Here is a 13,977-nt window from a genome sequence, read left to right as displayed (position 1 = left end):
CTGTCTTTCTCAGGGCCTGTCGATGCCCTCGAACGTGCGGAGCACCTCGAGCGCGTGAGCTGTCGGATCATAGGGAGAGTTCCCGATGCCCTTCGCCGTGGCCTCAGCCGAGACCGGCGCCCAGAGCGCATCGCGTCGACCCTCAGCGAGGTTGAGCAGTGCGTCGCGGACGAAGCTGTCGCGGGCCACTTGCTCCTCGCTGGAGTCCGGGCGCGTCTGCCCGACGATGCCGTACATTTCTGTCCCGTGGAAGGCAGGGGCGCCTTCGGCGGGGCCGATCGACAACAGATACGCCGTGCCACCAGCGCCCGCGTGAGCGAGGGCCCCACGGGTCTGCGGCAGGGTGAAGGTGAGATCAGTCAGCAGTGCCCCTCTGACCTCGATGGGGGTGCGCCCGTCGACGTCGTACTCAGCAACGATCTTCTGGGCACGACTTCGGGGAACGCGGTTCCGGTCCGAGAAGTCATCGATGATGGCGTCGATGCTTCCTGGGTCGAAGTCCTTCGTCCGGTAGAGGACCCAGTAGTCGATCTCATGTGTCGTGCTGCTGAACAGGATGTCGACGTCGCGGTGCTGGCCTGAGTGGAGGACGTCCATGGGGCGGCCAGTGAGGACACCGTGTGGCTGGTCTCTGTCGTCGACGAGACCGATCATGTCGTTGTCGACACCGTGGGCGGCGCCTGGATCAGATGACTGGGTCTTCGCCATAGCTTCCGCAAGCTCGAACGCGTCGACGTCGAGCAGCTGTTCGGGGTGGTCCTCGAGGCCAAGAGCTGTCAGCACCGCATGGGCACGTTTCTCGGCCCCCCATGCCGGCACGAGGCGTGCGGGCATCCCGGAGAACGCAGCTAGGCGGTGGAAGAGGCCCGCAGCAGAGGGAGCAGCCAGGAGGTTCAGGGTCGAGTAGGCGCCAGCACTGTGGCCGGTGACCGTCACGTTGTCCGGGTCACCACCGAACCGGGCGATGTTCTCACGCACCCACCGGAGGGCCGCGATGATGTCTTGGAGGGCGAGGTTGCTCGCTTCACTGAGCGCCCCACCGTAGTGGGAGAGCGAGAGCGCGCCGAAGGCGCCCAGACGGTAGTTCACCGCGACTCCGATGACTCGTCCGGTCGCGGCGAGACCGGAGGCGTTGGAGGTGGTCTGAGTATTCGACCCGAGCATCCAGCCGCCACCGTAGATGTAGACGACAACCGGCAGCGGCCCTTCGCCGGCGGTCTCGGGTGCCCAGACGTTGAGGTTCAGGCAGTCCTCGCTGAAGCCGCTGTCGGCCTCGAGCCAGCTGGTGTCGCCCGCTTGCAGCGGCGCCGGGCCCTTCTTGTCATACGGCAGGTCGGGGTCGAAGGGGACGGTCTGTGGGCTGCGGAAACGGGCCGCGGTGGCGTAGGGGATTCCGAGCCACGAGCGGACTGATGTCTGGTCTTGGGTGGGGGCGGTGTCCATCGGGGTGTTCCTTTCGGTGTCAGTCGTCGACGTGAGGCGAGTGGTCGTGGGATGCGGCTGTCTGCTGGCGGAGGGCGGCCCAGTGGCGGAGGCGTTCGGTGATGGCGCGTTCGTAGCCACCGGTGCTGGGTTCGTAGAACGTCTCGCGGGGCATCCCCTCAGGGAAGTAGTCGGCGCCAGAGAAGCCGGTGTCGGTGTCCGGGTCGTACTGGTAGCCCTCGCCGTAGCCGAGATCCTTCATCAGCCGTGTGGGTGCGTTCAGGATGTGGGCGGGCGGCATCAGCGAACCCGTGCGTCTCGAGGCTGCCTGCGCCCGGGTGAAACCGCGGTACACGCCGATCGACTTCGGGGCCGTCGCTAGGTAGACCACAGCCTGCGCGATGGCGAGCTCCCCCTCCGGTGAACCGAGGCGGTCGTAGACGTCCCAGGCCGCCAGGGCCTGCTGGACGGCTGCAGGGTCGGCCATCCCGATGTCCTCGGTGGCGAACCGGGTGAGGCGGCGCGCGATGAACAGCGGGTCTTCCCCTCCCTCCAGCATCCGGGCGAGCCAGTACAGGGCCGCATCCGGGTCTGAACCGCGCAAGGACTTGTGAAGCGCGGAGATGAGGTTGTAGTGCCCCTCCTGTGTCTTGTCGTACAGCGGTGCCCGCTTCTGCACGGCCGCGGCGAGGGTCGCCTGATCGACGGGCGCGGGCAGGTGCCGCACTTGCTCGATCATGTTCAGCAGGTACCTCCCGTCCCCGTCCGCCATAGCTATCAGCGCCTCGCGGGCTCCGGCAGTGAGAGGCAACGGTCTATCCAGGAGCTCCTCGGCGCGGTCAACAAGCGTGTCGAGGGCTCCCTCGTCGAGTCGGCGGAGGACGAAGACCTGACTGCGCGACAGGAGAGCACCGTTGAGCTCAAAACTCGGGTTCTCCGTCGTCGCACCGACGAGGACGACCGTGCCGTCCTCGACATAGGGCAGGAACGAGTCCTGCTGAGCACGGTTGAAGCGATGGATCTCGTCGACGAAGAGCATCGTGCCCTGCCCGATCTCGCGGCGTCCCGAGGCTGCTCGGAACACCTTCCGCAGGTCGGCAACACCGGAGAACGTGGCCGAGAGCGGCTCGAACGCGAGGCCGGTCTGGTCAGCGAGGAGCCGGGCGATGGTGGTCTTCCCGCAGCCCGGAGGCCCCCACAGGATCATCGACACAAGTCGATGCGCCGTCACCATTCGGCCGATGGGTGCGTCCTCGTCGAGCACGTGACCTTGCCCGACCACGTCGCCCAGCGTCCGGGGCCGCAACCGATCGGCGAGGGGCTGGGACGAGTCGTCGACGTCGAACAGCGACGGCTGCGCGCTCATGAGCGCCGACCCATCTGGCCGCCGGCGGCGAGTTCGTGGGAACCGCGCACCAAGTCCTCGACGAGACGCTTCGTCACACCAGAACCCTCGCCGACCGAGATCCAGTGGTCCTTGTCGAGGTATCGCCCCGGAGTGATCGACTCGTGGTCGCGGCGGAGCGCGTCGGCGTAGTGCGGATCGGCCTTGACCGTGATGATCTGCAGGTCAGGATCGTCGTCCGTGACGAGGAGGAACACCTTGTTCCGCACCTTCCACACGTCCAGATGCGGGGTGAACGGGCGCCCCCGGCTGACATACTCGAGCGTCGAGGCTGCGTCACGGGCCGCCTTCTGCAGCTGCACGCCCGAGAAGATCATCGCTCGTGCCGGCCGAACGTCGTCGGGTCCACGGGCCGTCTCACGTGGGGGAGGCCCTCGACGACCAGCAGATACGACTCGGTGACCAGGTCGTCAACGAGGGGAGCCGGGAGATCACCTCCCGGGTGGACGGTGATCCAGTGCTTCTTGTTCATGTGGTAGCCGGGCGTGATGTCGTCGTGCTGCTCGCGAAGGGCTTTCGCGTCCTCTGGTGCGGCTTTGAGGACAACGATCGGTTCCCCGGTGATCTCCGTCGTGAGCATGAAGACCTTGCCCCGGACTTTGAACACGTCCCAGTCGGGACCAAACGGATGCTCGAGGTCTGCACCAGGCAACTCCGTAGCTCGTGCCCGGGCGTGCTCCTGCATGGTGTCGGCCTTCATGTGTCCTCCACGATCGTCAACTCCGGAAAGTACGTACGATGGTACGCACTTGGACTGACAAAGGAGAATGAGTGCGGAAAGGCAAGCCCAACGACCCTGAACGGCGTGCGCGCATCTTGAGCGCCGCACTGCAGGTGATCCGCACCGAGGGAGTCCACGCGGCCTCCTACCGGCGAATCGCCAGCACTGCGGGTGTTCCGCTGGGCTCGGCGACGTATTACTTCTCCGACCTCGACGGGCTCATCGTCGCCGCGTTCGAATCACTCGAAAGCGAACTCGAGTCGAGATTCGCCGCACCACTGCGAGCTGCATCGACGACAGATGCGGTCGTCGAGGCCCTCGTCTCAGCGACCATCGGAGCGACCAGCCCCGGACGCCAAGACCTCCGCCTCTACAACGAGCTATCCCACTACGCCGCCAGGAGCACCCGCGCAGCGAATGTCCTCCGTCGCTTCCAGGAAGAATCGCTCGTCATTCTCCGAAGCAGGCTGTCTGACTCGACCTCCCGAGCAGTCGATGCGCTCATGTGGGGCTGGTGGAGCTATCGCCTGTTCCACGACGACGCACCGCTCGACGAGGCCATGGTCCGCCGCGCCTTCCACGCCCTGCTCGAAGATCGCTAGCCGCGATGAACTCGAAGGAGATTCGCAATGCCCGACACCATGAAAGCCATCCGACTCACGGTCCCGGTCGCGCCTGACGGGCTCATCGTCACCGAAGTTCCCCTGCCGGAAGTCTCGGCGGGGCAGGTGCGCATCCATGTCCACGCGTTCAGCGTGAACGAGTCCGAGGTGACCAGCCGAAGAGGAGAATCGGGGCCAGACTTCACCTTCCCACGCATTCTCGGCATCGAAGCCACCGGCACCATCGACGCCGTCGGTGAGGGCGTCGATCTACCCCTCGGGCAGAAAGTCGCCACCATGATGGGCGGCCTCGGCCGCACCATCGATGGCAGCTACGCCGAGTACACCGTCGTCGATGCTTCGAACACCATCCCCTTCACCACCGAGCTCGACTGGGCCGTCGTAGGCGCCCTGCCAGAGATGCTGCAGACAGCCCACGGCGCCCTGATGACCGGCCTACGCCTGCAGCCCAACCAATCTGTGCTGATCCACGGAGGGACCTCGACCGTCGGGTTGACCGCCATCGCCATCGCACACCTTCTCGGTGCCCGCGTGATCGCAACCACCCGAAACAAAGACCGCACTGAGCTCCTTCTCCACATCGGTGCCGACCACGTCCTCCTCGACGACGAGACCCTCACCGACAAAGTCGGCGCACTCGCGCCCGACGGGCTCGACGGAGTCCTCGAATTCATCAGCGCCGCCCGCCTCCCGGACATGCTCACCCTCGTGAAGCACGGAGGAACGGTCTGCTTCGTCGGCGCTCTCAGCGACATGTGGACGATTCCAGAATTCTCCCCATTCACGATCCCCAATGGCACCAACCTCACCAGCTACGGCGGAGAAGCAGCCGACCTTCCCGCCGCCGCCCTGAACACATATCTTCAGGCGATCGCAGACGGCACACTTGCCGTCGTCATCGCGAACACCTACCAGGGGCTGGACCAAGTGGCAGATGCTCATCGGGCATTCGACTCCAGTCGCACGCCAGGGAAACACGTGGTGACACTTCTAGCCGAGAGTGTCCGTTAGGGGATCGTTGACCGCGACCCATCCCGCTGGAATGCTTCTCGGAACCAAGGAGGTCGTCATGTTCGAAGAACGCGGGTGGTTCGCAGAGGCTGACGCGAGAGCGCTCAGGCCCGCCGACTCCGTGAACGGTGTGGATCATCGTGGCGATCCTCCCCAAGCGGAGCACCGGCCTGAGCCGGTCCGCCTCCGTCCGCTCGATCGCCTCTTGCGCGGCTTTCCTTGGCATGACCGCACTCAGGCACCGCGCCGTTAGCCAGCACCCCGCGTCTGTCCGGTAGACGGTCGGCTGCCGGCCGGTGGTGACGTGTCCTGTTGGGCTCCGCCAGAATCACCAGACGTCGTGATACGAGAGCTGCGTGTGCTTAGTTGATCTGGGTGTCAGTTCGAGATCAAGCCCAGCGGCTGCCACCTGCTGCAAGACCTGCGCGGGCACTGTGAAGGTGGTTTCTTCGTGGTCGGTGATGAGGGACACGGCCAGTGTGATGAGGTAGCCCTCGAGGCGCAGCTTGGTGAAAAGTGTCGCCGAGTTATGCGGCAGCAGTAGCAGTATCCACTGCACACGCCCCCAAGGGTCTTGCCCGTGCTCTGCGCGGATAGCGTCGACGTGACGGTTGCTGAATAGGTTCCATATCGACACGTCGAAGACGCGGGGGCCGTCACCCTTGAGATCGCCGATCTCGTACTGCTCGTCCGGTGTGACGCCCAAGAGCTGTGTCACGTGCACCGAAGAGCCCTGCTGGCCATAGATGTTTAACTCCACCTGGATGTTCTTAATCACTGCGGCAGTGTCCCACTCACGCTTCGCCGAGATCGGAAATTTTGACCCGATCGTGCCCGCTTACCGATGGTCGTTCGGGCTCCCGCGGCGGTGCTAGGTCAGATGAACACGGACCCAGTGCCGACCAGGGCGACCACGACGGATCCGCCCAGCGTGATGTACGCCCGTCGAGACAATGCTCGTCCGGCACGCCGGTCGGCAAAGGCGAACGCGACTGCGATCAACGCAAGAAGGATGGCGACTGCCCAACAGACGAGAATTACGGCTCGACCGTAATGCACGGTTCGCGATCGCACGTCCCGATAGCCGATCGCCAACGGGTCTCAGTGTGGCGGCACCGCAGGCCGCTCGGCTGCAACACGCAAGCGCGCTACCGTGACCCCATGGCACGTCCATCTCGCCCCACTCGGTGGGCGTTAGTTCTCAGTATTTTGACCGTCGCAGCGCTCGTCGTCTGCGCTATCGCAACCGTCAGGGCAGGGTGGTTCACACCGGTCTTTCCCTGGCCAGTGCCTGAGGGGACGGAGATCATTCAGACAAAGCAGCAGTTTGAGTCGGCGCTTAATGCGCAGCGCGTGGGACGGGTAGCCGCAGTTGCAGCGCTTATTTCAGCTCTTGGCGTGGCTGTCGTTACGTTCGTTCATCGAAGAGCCCGACGCGCCCGATAGACGATCGGCCACCGGCCACATCCATCAGTCTGTTGGACGACGGGCAAGTCGCGGGCATCCTGGTGCGCGAACCGGCGCGCTATGGTCCAGGCATGACGCGTCGTGCCGGTCTGACTTCCCGCCTCGTTCTGGTTGCCGGCCTGGCCGCGTTGGTTGTGGGCGTTGTCGTCCTTGCCGTCGCGGCGGCGCAGCCGGTGTCCTTCGGGTGGTTCGCCTATGCGCCCCTGTCGGACACGACGTTCACAGCCGAGGGGGTGCACATGTTCTCGACCGCAAGCCTTGTGGGCGCGGCCATCGTCGTCATCAGCTTGCTCGTGCTGGCAGCATGGCTCGGCTACCGACAGTGTGTGCGCCGCAAGCCTTGACGAGGCGTCCCGATAAGGGATCGGCTGACGGGCGGGATGTAGATGCTGGGCCCCGTGGTCAGGACGAAATCTCTGCCACCGTCTAAAAGCTATGCACGTCGGCGGCCACGCTGGATCCCGCGGAGATCAGCCGCGCGGCCTGATCCGCTGTCGACGGCGCCAAGTGCGACCGCCGATGATCAACCCGGAGAGGCAGCTGAGGAGCCATGCGTAGTACGTAGGCCCAATGTGGTCTTGGACCAGGATGAGAACGACGACGCCGATTGGCAGGCTGCCCAGCAGTACCAAGTCGACCCAAACAGTGGGCCTTAGCCGACGAAAGTACGACACCGATAGGGCGTAGCCCACCGCCATAACGAGAAGTACGGCCCAGATGTTCGCGTGGAGGAAGCCCACGGTAAGCCCTACCGCGATGATCGGGGCAGCGAAGACGACTATCGCCTCGGGGGCATTGATGAATACGTATGGCTTTCTGCGAACGCTCATGGCCTTGATACTGCCTGCTTCCCGCCTTCGCACGGTTCACGCTTCATGGGAGCTGTCGCGGTCACGCATCACATGCCCGTCGCGAGCAACGCAATTGAAGTGCAACCGGGTAAGAATTTGGCGCGAGCTCGCGGGCCGCAAGACCAGCTCTTAGCGTGCCCGATAGACCATCGCTCCCCGACCACTGCCTCACGGCGCATTACGGGCGGGCCACTCCGCGCGGAACTCTTTGATCTCGCCGTCGGCGTCATCGCGACGGAACGTGCTGACGAGCGTGATGGGCCCCACGAGATTCGCGTTGAGTTCATCGAGGCGTTCCGCCGGGATCCAGTACTCCAGGATGCTTCGCCCACCCACCTGCTGGACATCGAAGCCCTCGAGGAAGCTTCGACGCACCGAGAACCGAGTGACATGGCCAACGCCCGAGGCCTTCACATTCCAGTCTCGGGCGATGCGCGCAGCGTAGTCCTCGTTCAACACCGGGTAGAAGATCGGCTGATCCGGCAGTCTCGGGGGCCACAGCGACCAGCCACTCGCCTCGACGAGCTCGAGTTCCTCCGGGCCCGTAGGCCGCCAGAGCACAACGCTGCTGTCCGTCTCCGATCGTGTGGTCATGAAAACAGGATGCTGCATGGAACGCTCATTTCCTATCTGTCTATCCGTCGACGTGGGCGAGCGTCGACCAGGCTCCTCCGCGGCGTCCGATAGGGGATCCGTTACTGGGAGGGGAGCGACGACGGTGTTCCTGCCTGACGGCTGGTCCGTGCTGGCAATCCGTTGGCTCTGGTCTACGAGGAGAAGAGGCGGAGTGCGTCCTCGCTGAGCGGGCGGTCGGCGAAAAGGAGTCGTACCGCGTCCGGGTCGGGATTGCCTGCGTCTGGGCCGCGCCACACGAGCTCTAGGCCTGCGCGCTGGGCCGCACGACGCGATCCCTCGTTGTGCTCGAGGAGGGACGCGACCAGCGGTAGGTCGCGTCCTGTCGCGGACACTGCTTCCCGGGCCGCCGCGACGATCTCCTGCGCGTGGCCCCGTCCCCACGCTGATGGTGCCAGCCGATAGTAGATGTTCCACGCAAGGCCCCCGCGAAGGCTGGGGCCGCCCATGCCGACCAGCGCGCTCGTCGCCGTGTCCCGCGCGACCCAGACATCGAGGCCGTTGGCATCCCATCCCGCCAGGTATCGATTGACCAGTTCGCGAGTGTCCGCCAGCTCGGTGTGGCGTGCGGACGGGAGGTGTTTCCATACCTCCGGGTCGACGTGGAGGGCATGCAGTTCCGAGAGATCTCGCTCGGTCGGGCGGGAAAGCGTCAGTCGCTCTGTCAGCGTCGCCTGGATCGAATGGGTCATGTTCGCCATTCTTCCGCGGGTCGTGTCTGCATCGACAGTGGTGGTCCGAGCGAGCGTCGTGACCCTCGTGCTCTGTCATCCAGCGTGCGCGGCCGACGACGTCCGACAGACGATCGTTGACCGCGACCCATCCCGCTGGGATGCTTCTCGGAACCGACGGAGGTCGTCATGTTCGAAGAACGCGGGTGGTTCGCCGAGGCTGACGCGAGAGCGCTCAGGCCCGCCGAGTCGGTGAACGATGTGGATCATCGTGGCGATGCTCCTCCAACCGAGCACCGGCCTGAACCGGTCCGCCTACGTCCACTCGACCGCCTGCTTCGCGGCTTTTCCTGGCATGACCGAGTTCAGCGAGCGCGCCGTTAGCCAGCAACCCGCGTCTGCCCGATAGACGATGGTTCGCCGTTCTACGGCGCGTCACCCCGGAGCGCGGGCTCCGTTGTGAGGCAACAGACGCTAGCACTGGCCCCGCCCGTGGGGGATGCCTATCTCTGAACGGCCGTGAGCCATTCGTCGAAGGTCTGAGTGTCTTCTCGGGTGCCGGGGTAGGGGAGTAGCCCACCACTGCGCATCGCTTGTCCCATTGGCCCCGGCAGGGTGACGGACAGGACGGGGTTGTGCCTCCCTGCGGCTCGGGCGTAGCGGCGGACGAGGTCGGGCATGGACTCTTCCTTCGGTCCGGCGAGGTCGGCGACGTGGCCCTGAGGTCCGTCGGCCGCGATGGCGACGAGTTGGGTAGCGACGGCGGAGGCCGCGATCGGACGGCTCCGCATCTTTGGTGCGAGGAAGACTCCCAGTGTGGTCCCACGGTCCACGGTCTGCTGGGCGAACTCATGGAACTGCGTGGTGCGCAGCAAGGACCATGAGTCTCCTGAGCTGATCACCTGCTGCTCCTGGAATCGTTTGCCGGCGTAGTAGCCGGAGTCCGCGTCTGCGGCACCGATGATCGATGGGAGGACGTGGTGGTGCACACCTGCTGCCCGTTCCGCGGCCAGGAGGTTGTGGGTGATGGTCCCGAAGAAGGCGATCGCCTTCTTCGTGGACAGGGTGGAGGGCGCGGAGGTGTCGATCACCGCATCAACGCCGGCGAGCCTGTCGGCAAGGCCAGCGGCGTTCATCAGGTCGACGCCGGTGGCGCGGGAGAGGATCACCGTGTCGTGACCTGCGGCTTTCGCGGCCCGCACGACGTGGCGGCCGACCGTGCCGGTGCCTCCGGCGATCGCGACCCTCATGCGCGCCGTTCTTGTCGGCGCTCCGGGGTCCGGGGAGGAAGGAGGAGGGTGATGCCGAGAAGGGCGGCGATGCTGAGGCTGGTGAGGTTGCCGACCTTGTCGAAGTCGGAGCCCATCAGGTGGGTGGCGTGGTAGGTGAGGTGGAGCACCCCGAACACGGTCCAGGCGACGCCGGTGAGACGGGCGGGCGCAGCGGTGCGGGCGGGGATCGCGATGATGGTGATCGCTGAAAGGGCGAGGTAGAAGCTGCCGACGTCGCTGACGAGGTGTTCGTTCCAGGCGCCCATCATTCTCACCCAGTGCAGGCCGAACCCAGGGAACGAGTCGTAGAAGGAGCGGGGCGCGAACTCGGCCCAGACGCCCACGAAGAGTCCTTGGACGGCGGTGAGGGCGAGGATCACTCGCCGCGAGATGCTGTTCATGACCTACAGGACGACGCACCCCGTCAGGGTGTCAGGCCATCGCGCCTCACACTCGGGTGCGCTGCGTCGTCATGGTCAGGGAGAGAGGAGGTGCCAGATGGGCGCACAAGACGAAACGCCAGTCGACGGGGAGCTGATCGGTGAGCGCCGTCATCTGCTCTCGTTGGCGTTCCGGATGCTCGGTATCGTCGCCGATGCCGAGGACGCGGTGCAGGAGACCTACATCCGCTGGTACCGGATGGGCAGGCCTGAACGGGATGCGATCGAGGTGCCCCGAGCGTGGCTGACGCGAGTCGCGAGCCGTGTCTGCCTGGATATGTTGGGCTCTGCTCGGGCACGTCGGGAACGCTACGTCGGGCCGTGGCTGCCGGAGCCGGTCCCCACCTCGACGTTCCGGGAGCGCGTCGAGGACCCGCTGGACAGGGTGGCCTTGGATGAAACGGTGAGCACTGCCCTGCTGGTGGTGCTGGAGGCGATGACACCCGCCGAGAGGGTCGCCTTCGTCCTGCACGATGTGTTCCGCGTCCCGTTCCCCGAGATCGCTGACATCGTCGGCCGGACGCCTGCCGCCTGCCGGCAACTGGCCAGTTCCGCTCGCGCCCGGGTCCAGGCCGTGCCCTCCCGACAAGTGCCCCGCCGCGAGCACGACGAGGTCGTGCGTCGGTTCGCCGCAGCCGCGCAGACGGGTGACCTCGGCGCGCTCGTCACGGCTCTGGACCCTGCGGTCGTGTTGCGCTCGGACGGCGGGGGGATCGTCAGCGCGGCCCGGAAGCCGATCCGCGGCGCCGACAAGGTCGCCCGGTTCCTCCTCGGAGTGCTCGCGAAGAGCCCCAGGGCAGAGGTCCTCGAGCAGGACACCCACGATGGGCTCGGCTTCGCCATCTGGCGCGAGGGACGCATCACCGGCGTCGTCACCCTCGACGTGCTCGAGGGCTCGGTCACCGACGTACGAATGGTCGTCAACCCCGAGAAGCTGAGCCTGTGGGCGTCCGAGGGGTGAACCCGCGTGCCGGTTTTTGACTCGCCTCACATCGCGTCGCCCTGTGCCGTCTTGTCTATGGACGCTCGCTCCCGCGCTGCGCTGAGAGGAAGAGGAACACAGATGAGTCACGTGAACATCGGCAAGCAGTACCCCACGGCGTACAAGGCCCTGATGCAGCTGAACCACACGGTCATGGCGGCGGCCGCCGAGGCCGGTCTTAGTGAGCGCTTGGTCGAACTGGTGAAGATCCGCGCTTCCCAGCTGAACGGATGTGCGTTCTGCCTCCGGATGCACGCCCGGGACGCTCGCGAGCACGGCGAGACCGCCGACCGCCTCGCGGTCGTGTCCGCGTGGTGGGAATCGCAGTACTTCAGCGAAGAGGAGCGTGCCGCCTTGCAGCTCACCGAGCAGGTGACCTTGCTCAGCGACCACGGCAAGGTCCCCGAGCGCGGCGCCGGCGTGGAGGGCGCCCTCGACGACGCACAGATCGCGGCGGTCACGTGGATCGCCATCGTCATCAACTCCTGGAACCGCGTCGCCGTGGTCAGCCACTACCCCGTCGCTCCATAGTGCGGCTCGAGAGGGGTCATGGCCGCGGGCATGACCCCTCTCCGGCGATTTGCCTGCTGCGGCACCAAGGGACGCGCATGAGGATGAGCCCCTGCTGAGACACGACACATGGCGTCAGCTCTGAGAGGTGGATCGATCGAGTCCCGTCATGGCCAGCGTTCGTCGCAAGGTTCCAATAGCCCATCGCTTCTCGGTCTTTCGGCCTACGACATGCTTGCGGGATGGAAGCCAAGGTGCCCGCCCACCGTCGGACTGTCGCCCAGGTGCTGGCGGTCCTCACCGCCCTCGACCCGTATGGCCTCGAGCCGGGAAGTCCGGACGGGGCTCCTGCCAACGAGTACGACATCGAGGCCGTAGGTATTGCCCGCATCCTCCTTCGGGAGGGTGCTGTGACGGTCTACGACGTCGAAGGCGTCTGGATGCGCCATTTCTCAGAATCCCTCGTCCTCCGCATCGGCGTCACTCGCATGGCTCAGCTCGTGGACCAGCTAAACGACGCGGGCAGCAGGGCCCGATAGGGGATGGTTCCCTGCGACGGTTGGGTCGGCAATCCGAGAGACTGCCAGGCGGGCCGCCCTGGTGCTGGGTTCATTGCTCGGCCAGGATGAGGACATGAACACGGGGCAGTGGGCACGGCTGGCGGTAGTGCTTCTAGGTGCCGGGGCACTAGCGGGTTGCTCGGTGGCCACAACGGATGACGTGTTGGCTGAGGAAAAGGTCAGTTCTGATGCCCTGCCGCAAGTCGAGAGTGTGGTCCTCGATGATCTGGACTCGGAGTCGGCGCGGTACCTCGGCGAGGCTGAGGGAAATCGGTATTGGGCGGCCCGGAACGCGGATGACGACTTCTGCGTCCTCCTTCAGGTTGTCGAGGGCGAACCTGATGACATGATGTCCGGCTGCAGCCCGGGCGATGGGGCCACACTCACGATCTCCATGAGCGGAGGTCCTTCAGCTTCGTGGTCGGCTGTTGAAGATCCGGCCGTGCCCGATGGCAGCACGCTGCTCCGCGGTCACCTCGTTGTGTCGCCCCGCTGACCACACAGGCGGTCAGTCGCCTCATGGCGGAGAACCCTGCCCGAACTCGGCTCGAATGGGCTGACTAGCGTTTGCATCGTCCACTCCCAGTGAGGCTGGCCTGTCCCGATAGACGATGGTCATCCGTACCAACCTTGGGAGCCGGCCGCTTTCGAGAGTCGCGCATCCTCGGACGCGTCGGTCAAACGCCATCCGTAGGGAGCGGTCTGCACATAACTGTCACCGTCCTTCTCCAACCTTGCGCGCCCGTCCGAGAGCCCGCTAGTGAAGACCTCCTCGTCAATCCAGATGAATAGCTGGCTGACCCACCTTTGGGCGTCTTCGGGAGGTGCGAAGAGCCAATACTGGAGTTCACCGCTGGATGGGAGGGCGATCAGAAGACGCGCGGAGTGGCCGTCCCGCTGAACGAGTTCGACATCGAGGTGACCGGGTAAGGCCCGGATGTCCCTCATTTCATAGTCTAGATATGCCAGGTTCGATCCCGCAGACCGACACTTTCCGACAGCCATGCGCATCGCGGTCAAGATCTCATCATCGGTGAGCATGCACTGAGCCTGTCACCTCGCCTCGGTGGTCAGTTGCGATGTTCGACGTTTCGCATCAAGAGATTGGCGGAGCAGCGGAGCAAGTGTCCGATAGCCGATGCGCCTGCCGGCGGCTGCGGCTCTAGACCAACCAGCTTGCGATGTAGAGGCCAGCGCCGATGAGCATGATGATCGAGGCAAGACCAACGATGCGGAGTCTCTTCTGCCGGGGTAGCTCTTTGCCCTGGCTGTATTTGATGCCGATGTACGCAAGCAGGCCTAGTGCCACGAAGAGGAACGGCGCATAGGCGAGGCGAAGCGCCTCCGAGGTCGTCATGAGGCATTCTCTCCCACGCTTTTCAGCAGGCCTAGGGCGTGCCTGGTAGAGGA

Annotated in this window: 19 protein-coding genes; 7 read left to right on the top strand and 12 right to left on the bottom strand. The window is 65.2% G+C overall.

The features are described from left to right. Positions 1 to 9: 9 nt before the first annotated feature. From IFT77_RS16485 to IFT77_RS16470, 4 genes are read right to left on the bottom strand one after another with little or no spacing between them, the layout of a single operon-like run. On the bottom strand, positions 10 to 1,443 hold the full coding sequence (locus IFT77_RS16485; protein ID WP_192043314.1) for a carboxylesterase family protein: 1,434 nt from the start codon (positions 1,441 to 1,443) through the stop codon (positions 10 to 12). A 19-nt stretch (positions 1,444 to 1,462) separates the two neighbouring features. After that, positions 1,463 to 2,788: a replication-associated recombination protein A gene (locus IFT77_RS16480; RefSeq protein ID WP_192043313.1), complete on the bottom strand. Its 1,326-nt coding sequence runs from the start codon at positions 2,786 to 2,788 to the stop codon at positions 1,463 to 1,465. Beyond that, complete coding sequence (locus IFT77_RS16475) at positions 2,785 to 3,144, bottom strand: MmcQ/YjbR family DNA-binding protein (protein WP_192043312.1); 360 nt, start codon at positions 3,142 to 3,144, stop codon at positions 2,785 to 2,787. The genes IFT77_RS16480 and IFT77_RS16475 overlap by 4 nt, the downstream gene beginning before the upstream one ends. Continuing rightward, positions 3,141 to 3,527 (bottom strand): MmcQ/YjbR family DNA-binding protein, encoded by a 387-nt coding sequence (locus tag IFT77_RS16470; protein WP_192043311.1) that lies wholly within the window; start codon positions 3,525 to 3,527, stop codon positions 3,141 to 3,143. Before IFT77_RS16470 ends, IFT77_RS16475 begins: the two co-directional genes overlap by 4 nt. A gap of 71 nt (positions 3,528 to 3,598) precedes the next feature. Here IFT77_RS16470 and IFT77_RS16465 point away from each other — a divergent pair, with 71 nt between their 5' ends. Both IFT77_RS16465 and IFT77_RS16460 read left to right on the top strand, forming a co-directional pair. Next, a complete protein-coding gene (locus IFT77_RS16465) occupies positions 3,599 to 4,150 on the top strand; it encodes a TetR family transcriptional regulator (protein WP_192170642.1) in 552 nt (183 codons plus the stop codon). 27 nt (positions 4,151 to 4,177) lie between these two features. After that, positions 4,178 to 5,182, top strand: coding sequence for a zinc-binding dehydrogenase (locus IFT77_RS16460; protein ID WP_197980973.1), 1,005 nt, complete (start codon positions 4,178 to 4,180; stop codon positions 5,180 to 5,182). A 328-nt stretch (positions 5,183 to 5,510) separates the two neighbouring features. Here IFT77_RS16460 and IFT77_RS16455 read toward each other — a convergent pair whose 3' ends face one another. Continuing rightward, complete coding sequence (locus tag IFT77_RS16455) at positions 5,511 to 5,960, bottom strand: DUF4279 domain-containing protein (RefSeq protein ID WP_192170641.1); 450 nt, start codon at positions 5,958 to 5,960, stop codon at positions 5,511 to 5,513. Between the two features lie 760 nt (positions 5,961 to 6,720). On the opposite strand from IFT77_RS16455, the gene IFT77_RS16450 reads away from it, so the two are divergent. Then, entirely contained in the window at positions 6,721 to 6,993 is a 273-nt protein-coding gene (locus IFT77_RS16450; protein WP_192043308.1) for a hypothetical protein, read from the top strand. Positions 6,994 to 7,119: 126 nt separating this feature from the next. On the opposite strand, the gene IFT77_RS16445 is transcribed toward IFT77_RS16450, so the two are convergent. The 5 genes from IFT77_RS16445 to IFT77_RS16425 all read right to left on the bottom strand — a co-directional run bounded on the left by IFT77_RS16445 (position 7,120) and on the right by IFT77_RS16425 (position 10,476). After that, entirely contained in the window at positions 7,120 to 7,479 is a 360-nt protein-coding gene (locus IFT77_RS16445; RefSeq protein WP_192043307.1) for a hypothetical protein, read from the bottom strand. 189 nt (positions 7,480 to 7,668) lie between these two features. Next, positions 7,669 to 8,094, bottom strand: a complete 426-nt coding sequence (locus tag IFT77_RS16440) for an ADP-ribosylation/crystallin J1 (RefSeq protein WP_192043306.1) — start codon at positions 8,092 to 8,094, stop codon at positions 7,669 to 7,671. A 173-nt stretch (positions 8,095 to 8,267) separates the two neighbouring features. Further along, complete coding sequence (locus tag IFT77_RS16435) at positions 8,268 to 8,825, bottom strand: GNAT family N-acetyltransferase (protein ID WP_192043305.1); 558 nt, start codon at positions 8,823 to 8,825, stop codon at positions 8,268 to 8,270. Between the two features lie 482 nt (positions 8,826 to 9,307). Then, positions 9,308 to 10,054 (bottom strand): SDR family oxidoreductase, encoded by a 747-nt coding sequence (locus IFT77_RS16430; RefSeq protein ID WP_192043304.1) that lies wholly within the window; start codon positions 10,052 to 10,054, stop codon positions 9,308 to 9,310. Beyond that, a complete protein-coding gene (locus IFT77_RS16425; RefSeq protein ID WP_197980972.1) occupies positions 10,051 to 10,476 on the bottom strand; it encodes a hypothetical protein in 426 nt (141 codons plus the stop codon). Before IFT77_RS16425 ends, IFT77_RS16430 begins: the two co-directional genes overlap by 4 nt. A 97-nt stretch (positions 10,477 to 10,573) precedes the next feature. On the opposite strand from IFT77_RS16425, the gene sigJ reads away from it, so the two are divergent. The 4 genes from sigJ (at position 10,574) to IFT77_RS16405 (ending at position 13,063) form a co-directional block, all read left to right on the top strand. Then, entirely contained in the window at positions 10,574 to 11,476 is a 903-nt protein-coding gene (sigJ, locus tag IFT77_RS16420; protein ID WP_192043303.1) for an RNA polymerase sigma factor SigJ, read from the top strand. A gap of 102 nt (positions 11,477 to 11,578) precedes the next feature. Continuing rightward, positions 11,579 to 12,028, top strand: coding sequence for a carboxymuconolactone decarboxylase family protein (locus IFT77_RS16415; RefSeq protein ID WP_192043302.1), 450 nt, complete (start codon positions 11,579 to 11,581; stop codon positions 12,026 to 12,028). Positions 12,029 to 12,249: 221 nt separating this feature from the next. Further along, positions 12,250 to 12,546 carry a hypothetical protein gene (locus IFT77_RS16410; protein WP_192043301.1) on the top strand — a complete coding sequence of 99 codons (297 nt, stop codon included), beginning with the start codon at positions 12,250 to 12,252 and terminating at the stop codon, positions 12,544 to 12,546. Between the two features lie 94 nt (positions 12,547 to 12,640). Further along, positions 12,641 to 13,063, top strand: a complete 423-nt coding sequence (locus IFT77_RS16405; RefSeq protein WP_192043300.1) for a hypothetical protein — start codon at positions 12,641 to 12,643, stop codon at positions 13,061 to 13,063. A 119-nt stretch (positions 13,064 to 13,182) separates the two neighbouring features. Here the strand turns inward: IFT77_RS16405 and IFT77_RS16400 are convergent, their stop codons facing one another. Then, entirely contained in the window at positions 13,183 to 13,608 is a 426-nt protein-coding gene (locus IFT77_RS16400) for a hypothetical protein (RefSeq protein WP_192043299.1), read from the bottom strand. A 121-nt stretch (positions 13,609 to 13,729) separates the two neighbouring features. Beyond that, entirely contained in the window at positions 13,730 to 13,924 is a 195-nt protein-coding gene (locus IFT77_RS16395) for a hypothetical protein (protein WP_192043298.1), read from the bottom strand. Between the last annotated feature and the right edge of the window lie 53 nt (positions 13,925 to 13,977).

It is taken from the genome of Frigoribacterium sp. CFBP 13729 (assembly GCF_014841875.1).
Taxonomy (GTDB): domain Bacteria; phylum Actinomycetota; class Actinomycetes; order Actinomycetales; family Microbacteriaceae; genus Frigoribacterium.
This window is presented reverse-complemented; position numbering and strand designations above follow the sequence as displayed.

Coding starts and splice junctions, on each gene's coding strand:
- IFT77_RS16485 (WP_192043314.1), bottom strand. CDS start 1,443: ATGGACACCGCCCCCACCCAAGACCAGACATCAGTCCGCTCGTGGCTC.
- IFT77_RS16480 (WP_192043313.1), bottom strand. CDS start 2,788: ATGAGCGCGCAGCCGTCGCTGTTCGACGTCGACGACTCGTCCCAGCCC.
- IFT77_RS16475 (WP_192043312.1), bottom strand. CDS start 3,144: ATGATCTTCTCGGGCGTGCAGCTGCAGAAGGCGGCCCGTGACGCAGCC.
- IFT77_RS16470 (WP_192043311.1), bottom strand. CDS start 3,527: ATGAAGGCCGACACCATGCAGGAGCACGCCCGGGCACGAGCTACGGAG.
- IFT77_RS16460 (WP_197980973.1), top strand. CDS start 4,178: ATGCCCGACACCATGAAAGCCATCCGACTCACGGTCCCGGTCGCGCCT.
- IFT77_RS16450 (WP_192043308.1), top strand. CDS start 6,721: ATGACGCGTCGTGCCGGTCTGACTTCCCGCCTCGTTCTGGTTGCCGGC.
- IFT77_RS16445 (WP_192043307.1), bottom strand. CDS start 7,479: ATGAGCGTTCGCAGAAAGCCATACGTATTCATCAATGCCCCCGAGGCG.
- IFT77_RS16440 (WP_192043306.1), bottom strand. CDS start 8,094: ATGACCACACGATCGGAGACGGACAGCAGCGTTGTGCTCTGGCGGCCT.
- IFT77_RS16435 (WP_192043305.1), bottom strand. CDS start 8,825: ATGACCCATTCGATCCAGGCGACGCTGACAGAGCGACTGACGCTTTCC.
- IFT77_RS16430 (WP_192043304.1), bottom strand. CDS start 10,054: ATGAGGGTCGCGATCGCCGGAGGCACCGGCACGGTCGGCCGCCACGTC.
- IFT77_RS16425 (WP_197980972.1), bottom strand. CDS start 10,476: ATGAACAGCATCTCGCGGCGAGTGATCCTCGCCCTCACCGCCGTCCAA.
- sigJ (WP_192043303.1), top strand. CDS start 10,574: ATGGGCGCACAAGACGAAACGCCAGTCGACGGGGAGCTGATCGGTGAG.
- IFT77_RS16415 (WP_192043302.1), top strand. CDS start 11,579: ATGAGTCACGTGAACATCGGCAAGCAGTACCCCACGGCGTACAAGGCC.
- IFT77_RS16410 (WP_192043301.1), top strand. CDS start 12,250: ATGGAAGCCAAGGTGCCCGCCCACCGTCGGACTGTCGCCCAGGTGCTG.
- IFT77_RS16405 (WP_192043300.1), top strand. CDS start 12,641: ATGAACACGGGGCAGTGGGCACGGCTGGCGGTAGTGCTTCTAGGTGCC.
- IFT77_RS16400 (WP_192043299.1), bottom strand. CDS start 13,608: ATGCTCACCGATGATGAGATCTTGACCGCGATGCGCATGGCTGTCGGA.
- IFT77_RS16395 (WP_192043298.1), bottom strand. CDS start 13,924: ATGACGACCTCGGAGGCGCTTCGCCTCGCCTATGCGCCGTTCCTCTTC.